The sequence below is a fragment of the Ewingella sp. C233 genome (assembly GCF_055407225.1).
Genome location: NZ_JBUZRI010000003.1, coordinates 448858 through 467731, shown reverse-complemented (window position 1 = coordinate 467731; position 18874 = coordinate 448858). Strand labels below are relative to the sequence as shown.

The 18874-nt window shown below is 52.8% G+C and carries 19 protein-coding genes; 16 read left to right on the top strand and 3 right to left on the bottom strand.

Annotated elements, in window-relative coordinates:
* Positions 1–11 precede the first annotated feature (11 nt).
* From hflX to ACZRKO_RS17335, 9 genes are all read left to right on the top strand, one after another.
* Entirely contained in the window at positions 12–1316 is a 1305-nt protein-coding gene (gene hflX / locus ACZRKO_RS17375; RefSeq protein ID WP_463738478.1) for a ribosome rescue GTPase HflX, read from the top strand.
* 33 nt (positions 1317–1349) lie between these two features.
* On the top strand, positions 1350–2630 hold the full coding sequence (gene hflK, locus ACZRKO_RS17370) for an FtsH protease activity modulator HflK (RefSeq protein WP_463738477.1): 1281 nt from the start codon (positions 1350–1352) through the stop codon (positions 2628–2630).
* A 2-nt stretch (positions 2631–2632) separates the two neighbouring features.
* Positions 2633–3631, top strand: a complete 999-nt coding sequence (hflC, locus tag ACZRKO_RS17365) for a protease modulator HflC (protein WP_463738476.1) — start codon at positions 2633–2635, stop codon at positions 3629–3631.
* A gap of 81 nt (positions 3632–3712) precedes the next feature.
* Entirely contained in the window at positions 3713–3913 is a 201-nt protein-coding gene (locus ACZRKO_RS17360; protein WP_463738475.1) for a DUF2065 domain-containing protein, read from the top strand.
* 143 nt (positions 3914–4056) lie between these two features.
* Complete coding sequence (locus ACZRKO_RS17355) at positions 4057–5355, top strand: adenylosuccinate synthase (protein WP_463738534.1); 1299 nt, start codon at positions 4057–4059, stop codon at positions 5353–5355.
* Positions 5356–5606: 251 nt separating this feature from the next.
* A complete protein-coding gene (gene nsrR, locus ACZRKO_RS17350) occupies positions 5607–6032 on the top strand; it encodes a nitric oxide-sensing transcriptional repressor NsrR (protein WP_463738474.1) in 426 nt (141 codons plus the stop codon).
* Between the two features lie 41 nt (positions 6033–6073).
* Positions 6074–8590, top strand: coding sequence for a ribonuclease R (gene rnr, locus ACZRKO_RS17345; protein WP_463738473.1), 2517 nt, complete (start codon positions 6074–6076; stop codon positions 8588–8590).
* Positions 8591–8721: 131 nt separating this feature from the next.
* Complete coding sequence (gene rlmB / locus ACZRKO_RS17340; protein ID WP_463738472.1) at positions 8722–9462, top strand: 23S rRNA (guanosine(2251)-2'-O)-methyltransferase RlmB; 741 nt, start codon at positions 8722–8724, stop codon at positions 9460–9462.
* A gap of 154 nt (positions 9463–9616) precedes the next feature.
* Positions 9617–11248 (top strand): isovaleryl-CoA dehydrogenase, encoded by a 1632-nt coding sequence (locus ACZRKO_RS17335; protein ID WP_463738471.1) that lies wholly within the window; start codon positions 9617–9619, stop codon positions 11246–11248.
* Positions 11249–11251: 3 nt separating this feature from the next.
* Here the strand turns inward: ACZRKO_RS17335 and bsmA are convergent, their stop codons facing one another.
* The gene (gene bsmA, locus ACZRKO_RS17330) at positions 11252–11563 is read right to left on the bottom strand and encodes a biofilm peroxide resistance protein BsmA (protein WP_463738470.1); all 312 of its coding nucleotides are present in this window, start codon (positions 11561–11563) and stop codon (positions 11252–11254) included.
* Positions 11564–11759: 196 nt separating this feature from the next.
* Here bsmA and yjfP point away from each other — a divergent pair, with 196 nt between their 5' ends.
* From yjfP to rplI, 5 genes are all read left to right on the top strand, one after another.
* Positions 11760–12509 carry an esterase gene (gene yjfP, locus ACZRKO_RS17325; protein ID WP_463738469.1) on the top strand — a complete coding sequence of 250 codons (750 nt, stop codon included), beginning with the start codon at positions 11760–11762 and terminating at the stop codon, positions 12507–12509.
* Between the two features lie 172 nt (positions 12510–12681).
* Entirely contained in the window at positions 12682–13074 is a 393-nt protein-coding gene (gene rpsF / locus ACZRKO_RS17320) for a 30S ribosomal protein S6 (protein WP_013573776.1), read from the top strand.
* 5 nt (positions 13075–13079) lie between these two features.
* A complete protein-coding gene (gene priB, locus ACZRKO_RS17315; protein WP_463738468.1) occupies positions 13080–13397 on the top strand; it encodes a primosomal replication protein N in 318 nt (105 codons plus the stop codon).
* Between the two features lie 4 nt (positions 13398–13401).
* Positions 13402–13629: a 30S ribosomal protein S18 gene (gene rpsR / locus ACZRKO_RS17310; RefSeq protein ID WP_004392491.1), complete on the top strand. Its 228-nt coding sequence runs from the start codon at positions 13402–13404 to the stop codon at positions 13627–13629.
* 39 nt (positions 13630–13668) lie between these two features.
* Positions 13669–14121 (top strand): 50S ribosomal protein L9, encoded by a 453-nt coding sequence (rplI, locus tag ACZRKO_RS17305; protein WP_463738467.1) that lies wholly within the window; start codon positions 13669–13671, stop codon positions 14119–14121.
* Positions 14122–14223: 102 nt separating this feature from the next.
* On the opposite strand, the gene ACZRKO_RS17300 is transcribed toward rplI, so the two are convergent.
* Positions 14224–14952 carry a LysM-like peptidoglycan-binding domain-containing protein gene (locus ACZRKO_RS17300; RefSeq protein ID WP_463738466.1) on the bottom strand — a complete coding sequence of 243 codons (729 nt, stop codon included), beginning with the start codon at positions 14950–14952 and terminating at the stop codon, positions 14224–14226.
* A 289-nt stretch (positions 14953–15241) separates the two neighbouring features.
* Between ACZRKO_RS17300 and fklB the strand changes: the two genes are divergently transcribed.
* Entirely contained in the window at positions 15242–15862 is a 621-nt protein-coding gene (fklB, locus tag ACZRKO_RS17295) for an FKBP-type peptidyl-prolyl cis-trans isomerase (RefSeq protein WP_463738465.1), read from the top strand.
* Between the two features lie 69 nt (positions 15863–15931).
* Here the strand turns inward: fklB and ACZRKO_RS17290 are convergent, their stop codons facing one another.
* Positions 15932–17896: a bifunctional 2',3'-cyclic-nucleotide 2'-phosphodiesterase/3'-nucleotidase gene (locus tag ACZRKO_RS17290; RefSeq protein ID WP_463738464.1), complete on the bottom strand. Its 1965-nt coding sequence runs from the start codon at positions 17894–17896 to the stop codon at positions 15932–15934.
* A 219-nt stretch (positions 17897–18115) separates the two neighbouring features.
* On the opposite strand from ACZRKO_RS17290, the gene cysQ reads away from it, so the two are divergent.
* Positions 18116–18862: a 3'(2'),5'-bisphosphate nucleotidase CysQ gene (cysQ, locus tag ACZRKO_RS17285; RefSeq protein ID WP_463738463.1), complete on the top strand. Its 747-nt coding sequence runs from the start codon at positions 18116–18118 to the stop codon at positions 18860–18862.
* Positions 18863–18874 lie beyond the last annotated feature (12 nt).

Genomic DNA, 18874 nt, shown 5'->3' with positions numbered 1-18874 from the left:
AGGTCACCAGCTTGTTTGACCGTTATGAAGCCGGTGAGCAGGCCGTACTGGTTCATATCTATTTCTCGCGAGACAAAGACACGGAAGACCTGAGCGAATTCGAATCGCTGGTTTCTTCTGCAGGTGTTGAGACGTTGCAAGTCGTCACAGGTAGCCGCAAGGCGCCGCACCCTAAATACTTTGTCGGTGAAGGAAAGGCCCAAGAAATTGCAGATGCCGTCAAAGCAACTGGCGCGTCTGTTATCCTGTTTGATCACGCATTGACACCTGGCCAGGAAAGAAACCTGGAAGCGCTGTGCGAATGTCGCGTGGTCGATCGTACCGGATTAATTTTAGATATCTTTGCTCAGCGTGCGCGAACTCACGAAGGTAAGTTACAAGTAGAACTGGCGCAATTACGCCACATTGCTACCCGACTGGTTCGCGGCTGGACACACCTTGAGCGTCAGGGTGGCGGTATTGGTGCCAGAGGCCCAGGGGAAACCCAGCTCGAAACCGACCGTCGCTTATTGCGCGACAGGATCACCTTGATCCTCAGCCGGCTTGAAAAAGTCGCCAAACAGCGTGAACAGGGTCGTCGCTCGCGAATGCGCGCTGATATTCCTACTGTTTCACTGGTCGGCTATACCAACGCCGGTAAATCTACGCTGTTTAACCGTATTACTGAGGCTGACGTTTACGTGGCCGATCAGTTATTTGCCACCCTCGATCCTACGCTGCGCCGCATTATGGTTGCAGATGTCGGTGAAACGGTGCTGGCGGATACCGTAGGGTTTATTCGTCACCTGCCCCACGATTTGGTTGCTGCTTTTAAAGCAACATTGCAGGAAACCCGACAGGCAACTCTGCTACTGCACGTCATTGATGCAGCGGATATTCGCGTTGAGGAAAATATCGACGCGGTGAATACGGTGCTGGCAGAGATTGAAGCAGATGACATCCCTGTGCTGTTAGTGATGAATAAAATAGATATGTTGGATGATTTTGTCCCGCGTATCGACCGCAACGAGGAGAATTTACCGATCAGGGTCTGGCTTTCAGCCGTGACCGGTGAAGGTATTTCGTTGTTATTCCAGGCATTGACGGAGCGTCTCTCCGGTGAAATAGCGCAGCATGAATTGCGTTTGCCACCAGAAGCAGGCCGTCTTCGTAGCCGTTTTTACCAGCTTCAGGCGATTGAAAAAGAATGGATTGAAGAGGATGGAAGTATCGGTCTTATGGTGCGAATGCCCATTGTTGACTGGCACCGTCTCTGCAAACAAGAGCAGGAACTGAGTGGTTATATCCGCAAACAGAACCTGTCTGATTTGGCCTGAAGAACACCAATCATAGAATAATGGAGCTATAACATGGCGTGGAATCAGCCCGGTAATAACGGACAGGACCGCGACCCCTGGGGCAGCAGCAATAATAGCGGCAACTCTGGTGGAAATAATTCTGGTGGTAATAACAACAAAGGCGGCCGAGAACAGGGTCCGCCGGATCTTGATGATATCTTCCGTAAACTCAGCAAAAAGCTGAGCAGTTTCGGCGGTAAAGGATCAGGTAATGGTAACGGAACCGGTAATACATCGGGTCCGCAAAATGGCATGAGTGGACGCATTGTCGGCATCGCTGCCGTCGCCGTCGTTGTCATCTGGGCCGCCAGTGGTTTCTATACGATCAAAGAAGCCGAGCGCGGTGTTGTTACCCGTTTTGGCAAATTCAGCCATCTGGTACAACCCGGTCTGAACTGGAAGCCAACGTTTGTTGATCAGGTTCGTGCGGTTAACGTCGAATCCGTGCGCGAACTGGCGGCCTCTGGCGTCATGCTGACCTCCGACGAAAACGTCGTGCGCGTTGAAATGAACGTGCAGTACCGCGTCACCGATCCTGAAGCTTATCTGTATAGCGTTGCTAACGCGGATGACAGTCTGAGCCAGGCGACAGACAGTGCGCTGCGTGGTGTCATTGGCAAATACACCATGGATAAAATTCTGACCGAAGGCCGTACTACGGTCCGTAGCGATACCCAACGTGTACTGGAAGAGACCATTCGTCCGTACAAAATGGGCATCACGGTGCAGGACGTCAACTTCCAGACGGCACGTCCGCCTGAAGAAGTGAAAGCCGCATTCGATAACGCGATTGCCGCCCGTGAGAAAGAACAACAATCTATCCGTGAAGCAGAAGCTTATGCCAACCAGATTCAGCCGCAGGCAAATGGTGAAGCACAACGTAAGCTGGAAGATGCTAAAGCGTATAAAGATCGTACCGTTCTGGAAGCTCAGGGTGAAGTGGCGCGTTTCGCCAAATTGTTACCTGAATATAAAGCCGCACCGGAAATTACCCGTGAGCGTCTGTATATCGAAACAATGCAAAATGTTCTTAGCCATACCCGTAAAATTCTGGTCAGCGACAAGAGCAACAATCTGATGATGTTGCCTCTGGACCAGATGTTGCGTGGCGGTAACGCTGCCGCAGGTAAGGGCAACGATCAAGGCGGTCTTCTGCCACCAAGATCGCCAACTTCACTGGGTAATTTGAACAGCAGTGCCAATAACAGCGGTTCCCGTTCGTCTGGCAGTGTCATGGACCAACGCCGTGCTGACGCACAGCGTGACGATACACTTCGCGTAGGGAGAGAATAACAATGCGTAAGTCATTTTTACTTATCGTCGTTGTGGTGCTGGTGGCGCTTTATGCTTCACTGTTTGTTGTTCAGGAAGGCGAGCGTGGCATCGTTCTGCGTTTCGGCAAAGTCCTCCGTGACAACGAAAACAAACCGCTGGTTTATGCGCCAGGTTTACACTTCAAGGTGCCTTTTGTTGAGTCAGTGAAAACTCTGGATGCACGTATTCAGACCATGGACAACCAGGCTGACCGCTTCGTGACCAGCGAGAAGAAAGACCTGATCGTTGACTCCTATCTGAAGTGGCGCATCAGCGATTTCAGCCGCTACTATCTGGCAACCGGCGGCGGTGACGTCTCCCAGGCCGAAGTTCTGCTGAAACGTAAACTGAGTGACCGTCTGCGTTCTGAAATCGGTCGTCTGGATGTGAAAGACATCGTAACCGACTCACGTGGTCGTTTGACGCTGGATGTCCGTGATGCACTGAACAACGGTTCTGCTGAAGAGGTCGAAGCGACAACAGAAGCCGATGATGCAATTGCCTCTGTGGCTAAACGTGTTGAGCAGGAAACCAATGGCAAACAGCCAGCGGTGAACCCAAACAGCATGGCAGCACTGGGTATTCAGGTTATCGACGTTCGTCTTAAGCAAATCAACCTGCCGCAGGAAGTGTCCAGCGCAATCTACGACCGTATGCGTGCTGAACGTAATGCGGTTGCTTTGCGCCACATCTCTCAGGGTCTGGAAGAAGCTGAGAAACTGCGTGCAACTGCCGACTACGAAAGAACCCGTACCGTGGCAGAAGCTGAACGTACCGCCCGTATTACCCGCGGTGAAGGTGATGCCGAAGCGGCCAAACTGTTTGCGGATGCATTCAGCCAGGATCCTGACTTCTATGCCTTCATCCGTAGTTTGCGTGCGTATGAAGAGAGCTTCAGCAGCGGCAATGACGTTATGGTCATGAGCCCGGACAACGACTTCTTCCGCTTTATGAAGTCGCCGGATAAAACCAAACCTTAATGGTTTGCCGTTAGCCAAAAGGCCCTTAACCGGGCCTTTTGTTTTATGTAGATTCGATAAGCACACTGAGAATTACGCAAAATGAACTCAAGTATTTGGTTAGCGTTGGGGTTGGTTTTGGTTCTGGAAGGCCTGGGGCCGATGCTTTATCCGAAAGGGTGGAGAAAAATGATCCAATCTATGACTCAGCTTCCCGACAGCATTTTACGCCGATTTGGCGGGGCACTTGTGGTTGCAGGCTTCGTAATTTACTACATGTTGCGTAATCATGGCGGTGGTTGAAGATCTGTTACATATTCCCTGTCACTTCTCACTCTGACGCGTAGCACGTATTCCGAGTTTTTCACGCAACCGTATGCTAAAAGTGCTGGAAACCCAGGATTGAGATGTTAGAATCCTTTTTTAAGCAACCTGGTGATTCTGAGATGGGTAAGAACGTCGTCGTACTAGGCACTCAATGGGGTGACGAAGGGAAGGGCAAGGTCGTTGACCTGCTGACTGAACGGGCTAAATATGTTGTGCGCTATCAGGGCGGTCACAACGCCGGTCATACTCTGGTTATTAACGGTGAAAAAACCGTTCTTCATTTAATTCCTTCTGGCATTTTGCGTGATAACGTCAAAAGCATCATCGGTAACGGTGTTGTTCTGGCGCCTGACGCTTTAATGAAAGAAATGGGCCAACTTGAAGCTCGTGGCATCCCTGTACGCGAACGTCTGTTACTGTCTGAAGCTTGCCCGCTTATCTTGCCTTACCATGTCGCTCTGGACATGGCGCGCGAAAAAGCGCGTGGCGATAAAGCCATCGGCACCACCGGTCGCGGTATTGGTCCTGCTTATGAAGATAAAGTTGCCCGTCGCGGTCTGCGCGTTGGTGACCTCTTCAACAAAGAAACTTTCGCTATCAAGCTGAAAGAAATCATCGATTACCATAACTTCCAGTTAGTGAACTACTACAAAGTGGAAGCGGTTGATTACCAGAAAACGCTGGATGATGTCATGGCTATCGCTGACATCCTGACAGCCATGGTGGTTGACGTCTCTGAACTGCTCGACGGCGCGCGTAAGCGTGGCGATCTGATCATGTTCGAAGGCGCGCAAGGCACCCTGCTCGATATCGACCACGGTACCTATCCGTACGTGACCTCTTCCAACACCACTGCTGGCGGCGTTGCAACGGGTTCAGGTATTGGTCCTCGTTACGTTGATTATGTTCTGGGTATCGTTAAGGCCTACTCCACCCGCGTGGGTGCCGGTCCGTTCCCGACTGAACTGTTTGACGAAACCGGCGAATTCCTGCGCAAGCAAGGTAACGAATTTGGTGCGACCACCGGTCGTAGCCGTCGTTGCGGCTGGCTGGATATCGTTGCTGTGCGTCGCGCTGTGCAGATCAACTCCCTGTCTGGTTTCTGTCTGACCAAACTGGACGTGCTGGACGGTCTGAAAGAAGTGAAGCTGTGTATCGGTTACCGCATGCCTGATGGCCGCGAAATGACGACTACACCGCTGGCAGCAGAGGGCTGGGAAGGTATCGAGCCAATCTACGAAATCATGCCAGGCTGGAGCGACACGACCTTTGGCGTTAAAGAAGTCAGTAAATTGCCACAAGCGGCACTTAACTACATCAAACGCATCGAAGAGCTGACCGAAGTGCCGATTGATATCATTTCTACTGGCCCGGATCGTAACGAAACGATGATCCTGCGTGACCCATTTGACGCATAACAGACCCGTCTGTTAGTGGCAAATGCTGCCATAGAATCCTAACCGGGCATCGCGCCCGGTTTTTGTTTTATACAGAAAATTTTTCTTCCCGCCTGCGCTTGTTTACTTTCTATAAAGCATCCACTATCTAAATGATTAGTCGCAAACTTCGTGGCTGGTTTATCATCTAATAGCAAACTTAAACAATCTTCTTCACCCTGTTGTCATAGTTGACGTAGAAAGACCGGGTAAACTACGACCCAGAGGTATGTGTGCAGTTAACGAGTTTTACTGATTATGGTTTAAGGGCACTGATTTATATGGCGTCGTTGCCAAGCGATCAGATGACCAACATTTCGCAGGTCACTGACGTTTATGGTGTATCGCGAAATCATATGGTGAAAATCATCAATCAGTTAAGCCGGGCTGGACTGGTCACTGCGGTACGGGGTAAGAACGGTGGCATTAAGCTGGGTAAACCCGCTGAAACCATCCGTATTGGTGACGTGGTGCGTGAACTTGAACCTCTGACGCTGGTGAATTGCGCAGGAGATTTCTGTCATATCACGCCCGCATGCCGACTTAAGCAGGTATTACACACTGCTGTTGAACATTTTCTTGATGAGCTCAATGAATACACTCTGGCTGACATGGTCAGGGACAATTCACCGCTCTACAAATTATTGCTTGTTGAATGAAAGAGTTTCAACAAACTGCTGATGACAACGGAGGAACCGCTATGTCACAAGATCCATTCCTGGAACGAGAAGCAGAAAAATACGAATCACCTATTCCCAGCCGTGAATTTATTCTTGAGCATCTGGCCAAACGTGAAGCGCCAGCCAGCCGTGAAGAGCTGGGCAATGAACTGAATTTATCTGGCGAAGAATCGCTGGAAGCCCTGCGTCGTCGCCTGCGGGCGATGGAACGTGACGGGCAATTAGTCTTTACCCGCCGCCAGTGCTACGCGCTGCCGGAGCGTCTGGACCTGCTGAAAGGGACCGTCATTGGTCACCGTGATGGCTACGGTTTCCTGCGCCTTGAAGGCGTGAAAAAAGACGATGTTTATCTGTCCGCTGAACAGATGAAAATGTGTATCCATGGTGACGTGGTTCTCGCACAGCCGATTGGCACTGACCGTAAAGGCCGCCGCGAAGCCCGTATCGTTCGGGTTGTGGTGCCTAAGGTCAGCCAGATTGTTGGCCGCTACTTTACCGACGCCGGTGCAGGTTTTGTTGTGCCTGATGACAGTCGCCTGAGCTTTGACATCCTGATCCCGGCCGACGCCATTAATGGCGCGCGCATGGGTTATATGGTGGTGGTCGAACTGACTCAGCGCCCGACGCGCCGTACCAAAGCGGTCGGTAAAATCGTTGAAGTGCTCGGCGATAAAATGGGTACCAGCATGGCGGTGGACATCGCACTGCGCACTCATGAAATCCCGCATGTCTGGCCGCCGCAGGTGCTTAAGCAGGTTGAAGGCCTGAGCGAACAGGTGCCGGAAGAGGCTAAAAAGGGCCGCGTCGATTTACGCAGCTTGCCGCTGGTGACCATTGATGGCGAAGATGCTCGTGACTTCGATGACGCCGTATTCTGTGAGAAAAAACGCGGTGGCGGCTGGCGCTTGTGGGTAGCCATTGCCGACGTCAGCTACTACGTTCGTCACGGTACGGCGCTGGACGACGAAGCCCGCAGCCGCGCGACGTCTGTTTACTTCCCGTCGCAGGTGGTACCGATGCTGCCGGAAGTGCTGTCCAACGGTCTTTGCTCGCTCAACCCACAGGTTGACCGTTTGTGTATGGTCTGTGAGATGACCATTTCTGCGCAAGGCAAACTGACCGGCTCGAAATTCTACGAAGCGGTGATGAGCTCTCACGCCCGCCTGACCTATAACAAAGTCTGGCGCATCATTGAAGGCGACGAAGAGCTGCGTGAGCATTACAACCCGCTGGTGCCGCACCTGCTTGAACTGCACACCCTGTATAAAGCACTGGATCAGGCGCGTGCAGAACGTGGCGGTATTGCTTTCGAAACCGAAGAAGCCAAATTTATCTTCAACGCTGAACGCCGTATCGAACGTGTCGAACCGACCGTGCGTAACGACGCTCACAAATTGATTGAAGAGTGCATGATTCTGGCGAACATCGCGGCCGCGCGTTTTGTTGAAAAACATAACGAACCTGCACTGTTCCGCGTCCATGACCGTCCGAGTGATGACCATATTTCTGCGCTGAAAAGCGTCTTGGGTGAGTTGGGTTTGGTGATGGGCGGCGGTATGAAGCCTGAACCAAAGGATTACGCCAAAATCATGGATGAACTGGCTGATCGCCCTGATCGCGAAATGCTGCAAACGATGCTGCTGCGTTCGATGAAACAGGCGATTTATGATCCGGAAAACCGGGGACACTTCGGTCTGGCCTTGCAGTCATACGGTCACTTTACGTCGCCAATCCGTCGTTATCCTGATCTTGCGTTGCACCGCGCCATTAAGTATTTACTGGCGAAAGAGCATGGCAATCTGAAAGAGCGCTGGACGCCAACTGGCGGCTGGCACAGTGATTACAACGACATGTTGCAACTGGGCGAGCATTGTTCCATGGCCGAACGCCGTGCGGACGAAGCCACCCGCAACGTGGCGGACTGGCTCAAATGTGACTTCATGCAGGATCACGTCGGCGAAGTCTTCAACGGTATCATCGCCAGCGTCACCGGCTTTGGTTTCTTTGTGCGCCTCAATGACCTGTTCATCGACGGTCTGGTTCACGTCTCCACGCTGGATAATGACTACTACCGTTATGACAACATTGGTCAGCGTCTGATCGGTGAGTCTTCCGGGATGGTATATCGCCTCGGCGATACCGTTGAAATCCGCGTAGAAGCCGTGCACATGGATGAGCGTAAAATCGACTTTGCCCTGGTTTCCAGCAGCCGTAAACCACGCGGTGAAGGCAAAACCGCCCGCGATCGCGCTAAAAATCCGGGTGAGCGCGCTATGCGTCCGAACGGTCCTGCCAACGCCGGGCGTCGCCGTACTGGTAAGAAAGGGGCTAATTTCGAGCCGGACAGCGCATTCCGTAAAGACGACGCGAAAGCGGCAAAACCCGCCAAGACCGCCAAGCCGAAAAAAGAGAAAGCTGTGAGTGCCGTTGGCAAAGATGGCAAACCGAAGAAGGCCAAAAAGCCTTCTGACCAAACGCAAAAAATCGCGTCAGCCACCAAAGCCAAACGTGCAAAGAAAAAGCCAGAACAGAGTTAACGGCCTTTGCCTCGCGGCTCCGGGCGATAATTAATTCACTGATGCTTTAATCAGTCGATGATAGAATCGCCCGTAATCCTTCGTTAAATTGCGGACAGCATGATGTCCGCAATTCTATTTTTAAGAGCATCATGAGCGAAATTATCTTCGGTATTCATTCCGTTAAAGCCTTACTCGACAACGATCCACAGCGCTTTCTGGAAGTCTTCATTCTTAAAGGCCGTGATGACAAACGTCTGAAACCGCTGATCGATGAGCTGGAAGCCAGCGGCATTGTGATTCAGGTGGCGAACCGCCAGTGGCTGGACGAGAAGTCCGAAGGCGCTGTGCATCAGGGCATTATTGCCCGTGTCCGCGAAGGGCGTCAGTATCAGGAAAACGACCTGCCAGCGCTGCTGGAAAGCGTAGACTGCCCGTTCCTGCTGGTACTGGATGGCGTGACGGACCCGCATAACCTCGGTGCCTGCCTGCGTACCGCCGATGCAGCCGGTGTGCACGCTGTGATTGTTCCGCGCGACCGCTCTGCCAAGCTCAATGCGACCGCTAAGAAAGTTGCCAGCGGTGCTGCCGAAAACGTGCCGGTAATTAACGTGACCAATCTGGCCCGAACTCTGCGCGTTTTACAGGAGCACAATGTCTGGATCGTCGGCACTGCCGGTGAAGCTGACCATACCTTGTTCCAGAGTAAAATGACCGGCCCGATGGCGCTGGTGATGGGCGCAGAGGGCGAAGGTATGCGTCGTCTTACCCGTGAACACTGCGATGAGCTGATCAGCATTCCAATGTCTGGCTCGGTCTCTTCCCTGAACGTCTCGGTAGCGACCGGCGTCTGCCTGTTCGAAGCCGTACGTCAGCGGGCGCTGAAAGCCTGATATCAGGCACACTTTGTCCGATACCAAAACGGGAGCCTCAGGGTTCCCGTTTTACATTCCCGCCTTTGTGATCCACCCGCCTGTAAATCTCCCAGTTTTTACCATACTTGATCCCATCGTCACTTCGCCTTAACCACCCGGCAAGGAGAACACTATGGATTGGCAAACACATCGGGTTTTTAATCAGCCTAAAGCGTTAAGCAACAGCAACTTATTCCTCTCAGACTCGCCCCTGCGTGACGCCGTGAGCCACCAGCAGGCCGGATGGGACGCCGACGTTTTGGCTTCCCTTGGTCAGCAGCTTGGTTCGGCTGAATCTCTCGAACTTGGCCGTCTGGCTAACGTTAACCCGCCAGAATTGCTGCGTTTTGATGCCACAGGTGAGCGTCTGGACGACGTGCGCTTTCATCCGGCCTGGCATCTGCTGATGCAGGGGCTGATCGCCAACCGGGTGCATAATCTGCCCTGGGAAGAGGAAGCCAGAATAGGTTCTTCGGTGGCGCGCGCGGCCCGTTTTATATTGCACGCGCAGGTCGAGGCGGGGACGTTATGCCCCATAACCATGACCTTCGGCGCCATTCCATTACTTAAGAAAACCCTTCCGCCTGAATTCAGCCACTGGCTGACGCCGCTGCTTTCGGACCGGTACGACCCGCATCTGCAGCCCGGAGCACAGAAGAAAGGCGTGCTGATCGGCATGGGTATGACCGAAAAACAGGGCGGTTCGGACGTACTGAGCAACACCACGCGGGCCACGGCACTGGAAGGGCACGGCCCAGGCAATGCTTACCGGCTAACCGGCCACAAATGGTTTTTCTCCGTTCCGCAAAGTGATGCTCATTTGGTGCTGGCACAAACCAACGGCGGTTTGTCGTGCTTCTTCCTGCCGCGTGTTTTGCCGGATGGCGAGCGCAATGCCATTCATATCGAACGGCTGAAGGACAAGCTGGGGAACCGCTCTAACGCCAGTAGCGAAGTGGAGTTCCGTAATGCCACCGGCTGGCTGCTGGGCGACGAAGGTGAGGGCATACGTCACATTCTGCGCATGGGCGCTCATACGCGGTTTGACTGTGCGCTGGGCAGCCACGCGATGATGCGCCGCGCGCTGTCGGTCGCGCTCTATCACGTCTTCCAGCGGCAGGCTTTCGGCAAGGCGCTGGTGGAACAGCCTATAATGCGTCAGGTCATGAGCAAAATGGCGCTGCGCCTCGAAGGTCAGACACAAATATTGATGCGGCTGGCAGCCGCGACCGGTGCACCTCACAACCCCGGCGAACAGGTGCTGAGTCGCTTACTGACACCGGCGGCTAAATTTGAAGTCTGTCGTCAGGGGATGCGGTTTGTTGCCGAGGCCATGGAGGCGCTGGGGGGGATCGGCTATTGCGAAGAGAGCGAGCTGCCGCGTCTGTACCGCGAAATGCCGGTGAACAGTATCTGGGAGGGTTCGGGGAATATTATGTGTCTGGACGTGCTGCGGACGCTGAAAAAACTGCCTGCCGCCACAGAACTGATACAACACGTTTTGCATCAGGTGCGCGGCCAGAACCGTTTATTCGACCGCGCGGCCCGCCAGCTTTTGCAACGTTTACGTGCGCCAGATGAGGCTCAGGCGCGCTGGCTGACGTCGCAAATCTTCAACTTATTGACCGCCGCGCAGATGCTGGAATTTTCCGCGCCGCCGCTGGCCGATGCTTGGTGCCGGATGGCGCTGGACGATCGTGGCGAAAGCCTGCTGCCTGAAAGGCTCTGCCAGCAGTTGTTAAACCGGGCCATCGGCGCGGAATAATATTTAACGGTACAGGATGGCCGAAGAGTACCAGCGGCCGGGAATAATTGTTTCGCTGTTAAACATGATCACGTAATAACGCGCCCCTGCAGCGTCAGCTTTGTGCTGGATTTCGGCTTCGACATCCATCGGGCTGCCGATCGCTTCGGCGGTAATATTGCCCAGTTTGGTTAGCGTTGATGTCTGCGCACGGGTGATCTGCTGTGCTTTGGCCGTCGGGGTCGGGGGAGCGACCGGCGTCGTTTGGGTCAGCGTGCTGCAGCCGCTCAGCGCGGCAATCAAGAGCAGGGACAAGGTCAGGTGATGGATTTTCATCAGGTTATCCGGCATGAGGGCAATAGGAACAGTGTAGCGCTTAATGCCCGCTGCTGGCGAGAGGGGCGATCACAACTGTTGCTGTGCGATGTGGTTATAAATCATGCCAAAAAGGGAGTGGTAGCTTTGACTGAGGGGGATAAAATAGCGCTCTTGCTGGGATTTTATCCTCATTGATTGAAACGGGAGTGGTCTGATGATTGAGATGTATCAGGAAGAAGTACAGGGTATACAGCTAATCCACGCGGTACCTGCAGGCCATTATCACCATTCACTGCCAACCATTTTCTTCCATCACGGTTTTACCTCCTCGAAAGAGATTTACTCCTACTTTGGTTACCTGCTGGCACAGGTGGGGTATCGGGTCATTTTACCGGATGCACCGCTGCACGGTGCGCGGGCTGATGGCGACGAAAGTCGCTTACTGGCTAACTTCTGGTCGATTTTGCAAAGCAATGTTGATGAGCTAGGAATACTGAAAGAGTCCTTTGTCGGCCGTGGTCTGGCGGACCCTGCCCGCCTGGGCGTGGGTGGTGTGTCGATGGGCGGTATGGTCACTATGGCTTCCCTGGTACGTTTCCCCTGGATAAAAGTCGCCGCCTGTCTGATGGGGTCGGGTTACTTTAATGCGTTATCCGAACATCTTTTTCCTGCCTATGAGGCTGGCGCCGCGACTCAGCGAGAGATTTTCCAGCGTGGCCATGCACCGCTGATGAGCTGGGATATCAGTGGAAAAACGGCGCTGCTTGCTAAACGTCCGCTGTTTGTCTGGCATGGCGAAGAAGATGATGTGGTCCCTTTTGGTGAAAGCCAGCGGCTGCGCGATGAAATGAAAGCAAGTGGAAATGACACTAGCCTGACTTTCCTCACCGAGCCGGGCGCTAAGCACAGAGTCAGCGTACATGCGTCGGCACAAGCCACCACATTCTTCCGCCAGCACCTGTAAAAACCGGGCTGACGGTGGGCGAATAATTAATCTGTCTTATTCCTTGAGTTTCCCGCTGGCTGTACATATAATTGCGCGTCATTTTTTCGACCGCACACATAACACGTTCCTTGCTTCCATGGGCCGCGGTTGACCCTGACAGGAGGCTGAATAATCCGTAAGGAGCAATTCTATGCGTCATTACGAAATCGTATTTATGGTACACCCTGACCAAAGCGAACAGGTTCCGGGCATGATCGAGCGTTACAGTGCAGTAATCACTAACGCTGCTGGTCAGATTCACCGTCTGGAAGACTGGGGCCGCCGTCAACTGGCTTACCCGATCAACAAACTGCACAAAGCTCACTACGTTCTGCTGAACGTTGAAGCCCCGCAGGAAGCGATCGATGAGCTGGAAACAAACTTCCGCTTCAACGACGCCGTTATCCGTAGCATGGTTATGCGTACTAAACACGCGGTAACTGAAGCATCTCCAATGGTTAAAGCGAAAGACGAACGTCGTGATCGTCGTGAAGATTTCGCCGAAGCTAATGATGATGCTGAAGCTGGGGATTCTGAAGAGTAATTGCCGTGACGGCGAATCGTCTGGTGTTGTCCGGCACAGTGTGCAAGACCCCCATGCGTAAAGTTAGTCCTTCGGGCATTCCTCACTGCCAGTTCGTGCTTGAGCACCGCTCGCAGCAGCAGGAGGCCGGATTTAACCGACAAACATGGTGCAGAATGCCTGTGGTTGTCAGTGGACAAGCGTCACAAGCATTAACTCACAGTATAACGGTCGGCACGCAACTCACTGTTTCCGGATTCATTAGTTGCCATCAAGGGCGCAATGGACTGAACAAAGTGGTGTTACATGCCGAGCAGATTGAATTGATAGATTCTGGAGACTAGCCTAATGGCACGTTATTTCCGTCGTCGCAAGTTCTGCCGTTTCACCGCGGAAGGCGTTGTAGAGATTGATTACAAAGATATCGCTACGCTGAAAAACTACGTTACCGAAAGCGGTAAAATTGTCCCGAGCCGTATTACCGGTACTCGTGCAAAATACCAGCGTCAGCTCGCTCGTTGTATCAAGCGTGCACGCTACCTTTCTCTGTTGCCATACACTGATCGTCATCAGTAATCGGCAACTGTCCATAAACGACTTTGAGAGGGTAAGGTAATGCAAGTTATTCTGCTTGATAAAGTAGCAAACCTGGGTAGCCTGGGTGATCAAGTTAACGTTAAAGCGGGCTATGCTCGTAACTTCCTGGTACCACAGGGCAAAGCTGTTCCTGCTACCAAGAAAAACGTTGAGTTCTTCGAAGCACGTCGTGCAGAACTGGAAGCCAAACTGGCAGAAGTTCTGGGCGCTGCAGAAGCTCGTGCAACTAAAATCAATGAACTGGGTTCAGTCACCATCTCGTCTAAATCAGGCGACGAAGGCAAACTGTTCGGCTCTATCGGTACTCGCGATATTGCTGATGCAGTGACTGCAGCTGGCGTTGAAGTTGCAAAAAGCGAAGTTCGTTTGCCGAATGGCGTTCTGCGTACCACTGGTGAACACGAAGTTGAGTTCCAGGTACACAGCGACGTATTCGCTAAACTGAATGTCGTTGTGGTTGCTGAAGCGTAATAACGCTGAGGTTAACCTGTGAGACGCCGGCCTTGTGCCGGCGTTTTGCTTTTTAGCGCAAGCCGTTATTTAGGCTACTCTGCAAAACTTCAGAAGTGCTCATTAGCGGCTGCGCTGATAAGTGCCGTCGGCCTGACGGGTAAAAAGCACTGTCGAATTCTGTTCATTAGTGATTTGCAGTGACGTCACTGCACCCTGCGCATTACGCTGTATTTTTACTTCCTGCCCGGCTTTCAGATTACTCAGCGGTTTTTGATCCCCTTCGACCTGTGCCATCGCAAAGACATCCCCTACTGCCAGATTATTGTCACGGAACAGCTGTGCCAGCGTCTGACCGGACTGAACCCGATAACTCTTCCAGTTTTCCTGAGCAATAGGCTGAGGCGGCTCAGAGGCCGCCTGTTGCTGTTGTGGCTGGACCGGCTGAGGCTGGGCAAGCTGCGTGGTGCGCCCTTGCTCATTTCTCAGGTCAGCCTGCATGGGAATCGATGCCGGTTGCTGCGGTTGCGATGGCGAATAGCTGTTGGGCGGCGAATAAGGCCACAGCAGCGCCAGCAAAACCACCAGTACACTGACGATAATCCAGCGGCGATGGACGCAGGGCAGTGGTGACATCCAGTTGAAATCATCGCTCATGTGCCAGACTTTACAGGCCCACGCTTTTGCCTGACTCATCTTTAATGGCCGCAAGGTTGGCTGCTCCGGGGATTCGTCGCTTTCAGACAGCGGCGTAGTGTCACGCATCGGCCTTTTCATAATGGCAATCCAGGATCTCAACATGGGTTGATAAATGCGGATGGCTTTCCTTCTCCTGGGCGGGATTCTGCCCATGACAACCTCTCTTTCTTACACACAACTTGCAGAGTTAACAGAAAAAAATCATGCCCGATTATTCTGTCGGATTTTCCCGCTAAGTATAGCTGGTTAACTGCTTGATGCGAAAAGGAACAACGCACAAATAGCACGCAAACGGTCTGTTGATGCGCAATAAATACCAAAAATCCGATCTGTTTCGTGCAGATCTGCGGTCAGTGTCTCCCTGCTTAAGAGAGAATTTTACCCAAAAGCCGCGCGCTGTTATGCTGCGCGTTCGACTTATTTAAAGACTAAAGGAAACTCCATGACAACCCCTTCATTTGACAGTGTAGAAGCGCAGGCAAGCTACGGTATCGGCTTGCAGGTCGGTCAACAATTGCAGGAATCAGGTTTACAGGGTTTAGAGCCTGACGCATTGCTGGCAGGCTTACGCGATGCGCTGGAAGGGAATACGCCAGCGGTTCCTGTTGACGTTGTTCACCGTGCTCTGCGTGAAGTTCACGAGCGTGCTGATGCGGTGCGTCTGCAACGCCAAGAAGCTCTGGCAGTGGAAGGCCAGGAGTTCCTGACCACCAACGCACAGCGTGATGGCGTCACCAGCACTGAATCGGGTCTGCAATTCTCTGTGATCACTCAGGGCGAAGGCCCGATCCCAGGCCGTCAGGACCGTGTGCGCGTTCACTACACAGGTAAACTGATTGACGGTACCGTGTTCGACAGCTCCGTACAGCGTGGTGAACCGGCTGAATTCCCGGTCAGCGGTGTTATTGCTGGTTGGATCGAAGCCCTGACCCTGATGCCAGTCGGTTCTAAGTGGGAGCTGTATATCCCTCATAACCTGGCTTATGGCGAACGTGGTGCTGGTGCGTCCATCCCACCTTTCAGCGCACTGACTTTTGAAGTTGAGCTGCTGGAAATTCTGTAATTATTCCTCATTGCAGATACGAGAAAGGGCGCTGATGCGCCCTTTTTTACGTCTGTACTTCAATAAAGATTACTGTGATTTCAGCGGGGTTTGCAGATCTACCTGATAAATCTCAAAGCCAATATCATCGGTGCCTTTAGCGGTCATTGGATATTGCGCATGGGTTTTAATAAACGCTGCGGCTTTTTCCGTCGGTGACGTTTCAAAGCGAATATCCAGCGGCTGACTGGCGACAATCTGTGCCAGTTTCCAGTTGTTGTCCGCCGTTGGCGTTACAGCGCCAGATTTTTGCGTTTCGGCACTGATATAAGCGGCCACGACCGAACGGTTTTCATCCGGTGACGCAAACGCAATGTGTTTATCACCCGTACCGGCAAATTTGCCGCCGTAGGCGCGGTAGTTATTGGTGGCGACCAGGAACGTTGCTTTCAGATCGATAGGCTTACCGTTGAAGGTCAGATTTTTAATGCGCTCGGCATTTTTGTTGAGCAGCGTACATTCACCGTCAAAACGCGCAGGTTGGGTTACATCAATCTGATAGTTCACCCCGTCGATCACATCAAAATTATAGGAGCGGAAGCCGTCCCAGTTGATCAAAGACTGCGGTTTGCTGCTGTGCACATCGATCTGATTGAACTGGCCGGCGGAACATTCGAGCCAGTCTTTCACTTCCTGTCCGCTGACTTTCATCACTACCAGGGTATTCGGGTAGAGGTAAAGGTCTGAGGCATTACGGAAGGTGAGATCGCCTTTTTCCACTTCCACAAAACTGGCCGGGTCATTTTTACGCCCACCGACTTTAAACGGCGCGGCAGCGGAAAGCACCGGCAGGTTGGCCAGATCCGGGTCGCCCTGAATAAAGTGCTCGGTATAGGCCTTTTGCGCATTGTTGACGATCTGAACCGTCGGGTCGTCCTGCACCAGCGACAGGTAGCTGTACATATTGTCGTTGGATTTGCCGACCGGCTTACTGACGAAGTCGCGCGTGGCTTTATGATCGTCGGCCAGCACTTTCACCAGATCCTGATCTTCTGCCGCCAGAGACTTTTTGGCGGCTTTGTCATAAATCGGACGGGCTTCAGCGCGGGCGGTTTCGATCCGCCATTTACCGTCGTTATTATTGAGCACCATGTCTACCACGCCCAGATGGTCGCCCCACATACCTGGCATGACCGCAGGAACGCCGTTCAGCGTACCCTGTTTGATATCTGCCCCTTTGATACTGGCAAACTCTTCACTCGGGAAGACGGCGTGGGCGTGGCCGAACATGATAGCGTCGATGCCTTTAACCTGGCTTAAGTAGTACACCGAGTTTTCAGCCATGGTTTTATAAGGATCACCTGACAGCCCGGAGTGCGGGATGGCGACGATGATATCTGCGCCCTGCTTGCGCATCTCAGGCACCCACTTTTTCGCGGTTTCGGTGATGTCAGCCACGGTGACTTTGCCCTGCAAATTGGCCTTGTCCCAAACCATAATTTGCGGCGGCACGAAACCGATATAGCCAATGCGCAGGTTGTGGGTGTTGCCGTCGCGATCTTTCACCGGGTTATCGGTGATGAGGAATGGCGTAAACAGCGGCTTACCGGTTTTATCGTCGATAATGTTAGCGTTTACGTACGGGAATTTTGCCCCGGCCAGCGCTTTCTTCAAATAATCCAGCCCATAGTTGAATTCGTGGTTACCCAGATTCCCCACCGCATAGTCCAGCGTATTCATAGCTTTATATATCGGGTGAACGTCGCCTTTCTTCAGGCCTTTGGCGGCCATGTAATCCCCCAGCGGACTGCCCTGAATCACATCGCCGTTATCGACCAGCACCGAGTTGGTGACTTCATCACGTGCGGCGTGGATCAGGCTGGCGGTACGCACCAGGCCAAATTTGTCCGTCGGCTTATCTTTGTAGTAGTCGAAGTCCATCATGTTGCTGTGCAAGTCAGTCGTTTCCATGATCCGCAGATCAACCTGCGAAGCGTGGGCCGAAACGGCAACCAGCGTGGCTAACAGGGATAACGTCAGATGACGCGTATTCATTGCAGTGCCTCCAGAAGGGGAATATCCATAAGAGAAAACCCGATATATATCTCAAAATCCGATGAGAATGTAATCAGTTGTCATAAATAATTGTGAGATGTAACCGGTAATACGTAGTGGAATTGTTAACAGGCGCAGATTACGGGATGGCTATTCCGACTAAAAAAAACTAGGCTTCATCTATGACATTGCGTTTGTGCATGAATACCGAGGTGAAAAATGTTAGATAAAATTTGCCAGCTGGCGCGTGATGCCGGTGACGCCATCATGGCTGTGTATGACGGTGAACAGCCCCTTGATGCCCGCCAGAAAAAAGACGATTCACCGGTGACGGCTGCCGATATGGCTGCGCACAACGTGATTAAGAAAGGCTTAGCACAGCTTGATCCGCAGACGCCGATGCTGTCAGAAGAGGATCCACAAACCTGGAGCGAACGTCAGGACTGGACCCGTTACTGGCTGGTGGATCCGCTCGACGGCACCAAAGAGTTTTTGAAGCGAAATGGCGAGTTCACCGTCAATATTGCCCTGATAGAAAACGGTAAGCCGGTGCTGGGTGTGGTGTATGTGCCAGTAACCAAAGTGATGTACAGCGCGGCTGAAGGGAAAGCCTGGAAAGAGGAAAACGGCGAGCGTAAACAGATTCAGGTGAAAGAGGCCTATCCGCCGCTGGTCGTCGTCAGCCGGTCGCACTATGACAATGACCAGGAGCTGAAGGATTATCTTGCCCAACTGGGCGAGCACCAGACGGTTTCGGTGGGTTCTTCACTGAAATTCTGTCTGGTCGCCGAAGGCGAAGCGCAGCTCTATCCGCGCTTCGGGCCGACCAATATCTGGGATACCGGTGCAGGCCACGCGGTGGCAATTGCCGCAGGGGCGATTGTGCATGACTGGACAGGGCAGACATTGCTGTATACCCCGAAAGAGTCGTTCCTCAATCCGGGGTTCCGGGTATCGCTGTTCTGATGCACTAAAGAT

Excerpts from the sequence above, each read along its gene's own strand:
- ACZRKO_RS17360 (WP_463738475.1), top strand. The coding sequence starts at position 3,713 with ATGAACTCAAGTATTTGGTTAGCGTTGGGGTTGGTTTTGGTTCTGGAA.
- bsmA (WP_463738470.1), bottom strand. The coding sequence starts at position 11,563 with ATGAAAATCCATCACCTGACCTTGTCCCTGCTCTTGATTGCCGCGCTG.
- ACZRKO_RS17355 (WP_463738534.1), top strand. The coding sequence starts at position 4,057 with ATGGGTAAGAACGTCGTCGTACTAGGCACTCAATGGGGTGACGAAGGG.
- hflK (WP_463738477.1), top strand. The coding sequence starts at position 1,350 with ATGGCGTGGAATCAGCCCGGTAATAACGGACAGGACCGCGACCCCTGG.
- rplI (WP_463738467.1), top strand. The coding sequence starts at position 13,669 with ATGCAAGTTATTCTGCTTGATAAAGTAGCAAACCTGGGTAGCCTGGGT.
- ACZRKO_RS17290 (WP_463738464.1), bottom strand. The coding sequence starts at position 17,896 with ATGAATACGCGTCATCTGACGTTATCCCTGTTAGCCACGCTGGTTGCC.
- cysQ (WP_463738463.1), top strand. The coding sequence starts at position 18,116 with ATGTTAGATAAAATTTGCCAGCTGGCGCGTGATGCCGGTGACGCCATC.
- rpsF (WP_013573776.1), top strand. The coding sequence starts at position 12,682 with ATGCGTCATTACGAAATCGTATTTATGGTACACCCTGACCAAAGCGAA.
- rpsR (WP_004392491.1), top strand. The coding sequence starts at position 13,402 with ATGGCACGTTATTTCCGTCGTCGCAAGTTCTGCCGTTTCACCGCGGAA.
- fklB (WP_463738465.1), top strand. The coding sequence starts at position 15,242 with ATGACAACCCCTTCATTTGACAGTGTAGAAGCGCAGGCAAGCTACGGT.
- rlmB (WP_463738472.1), top strand. The coding sequence starts at position 8,722 with ATGAGCGAAATTATCTTCGGTATTCATTCCGTTAAAGCCTTACTCGAC.
- rnr (WP_463738473.1), top strand. The coding sequence starts at position 6,074 with ATGTCACAAGATCCATTCCTGGAACGAGAAGCAGAAAAATACGAATCA.
- yjfP (WP_463738469.1), top strand. The coding sequence starts at position 11,760 with ATGATTGAGATGTATCAGGAAGAAGTACAGGGTATACAGCTAATCCAC.
- hflC (WP_463738476.1), top strand. The coding sequence starts at position 2,633 with ATGCGTAAGTCATTTTTACTTATCGTCGTTGTGGTGCTGGTGGCGCTT.
- ACZRKO_RS17300 (WP_463738466.1), bottom strand. The coding sequence starts at position 14,952 with ATGGGCAGAATCCCGCCCAGGAGAAGGAAAGCCATCCGCATTTATCAA.
- ACZRKO_RS17335 (WP_463738471.1), top strand. The coding sequence starts at position 9,617 with ATGGATTGGCAAACACATCGGGTTTTTAATCAGCCTAAAGCGTTAAGC.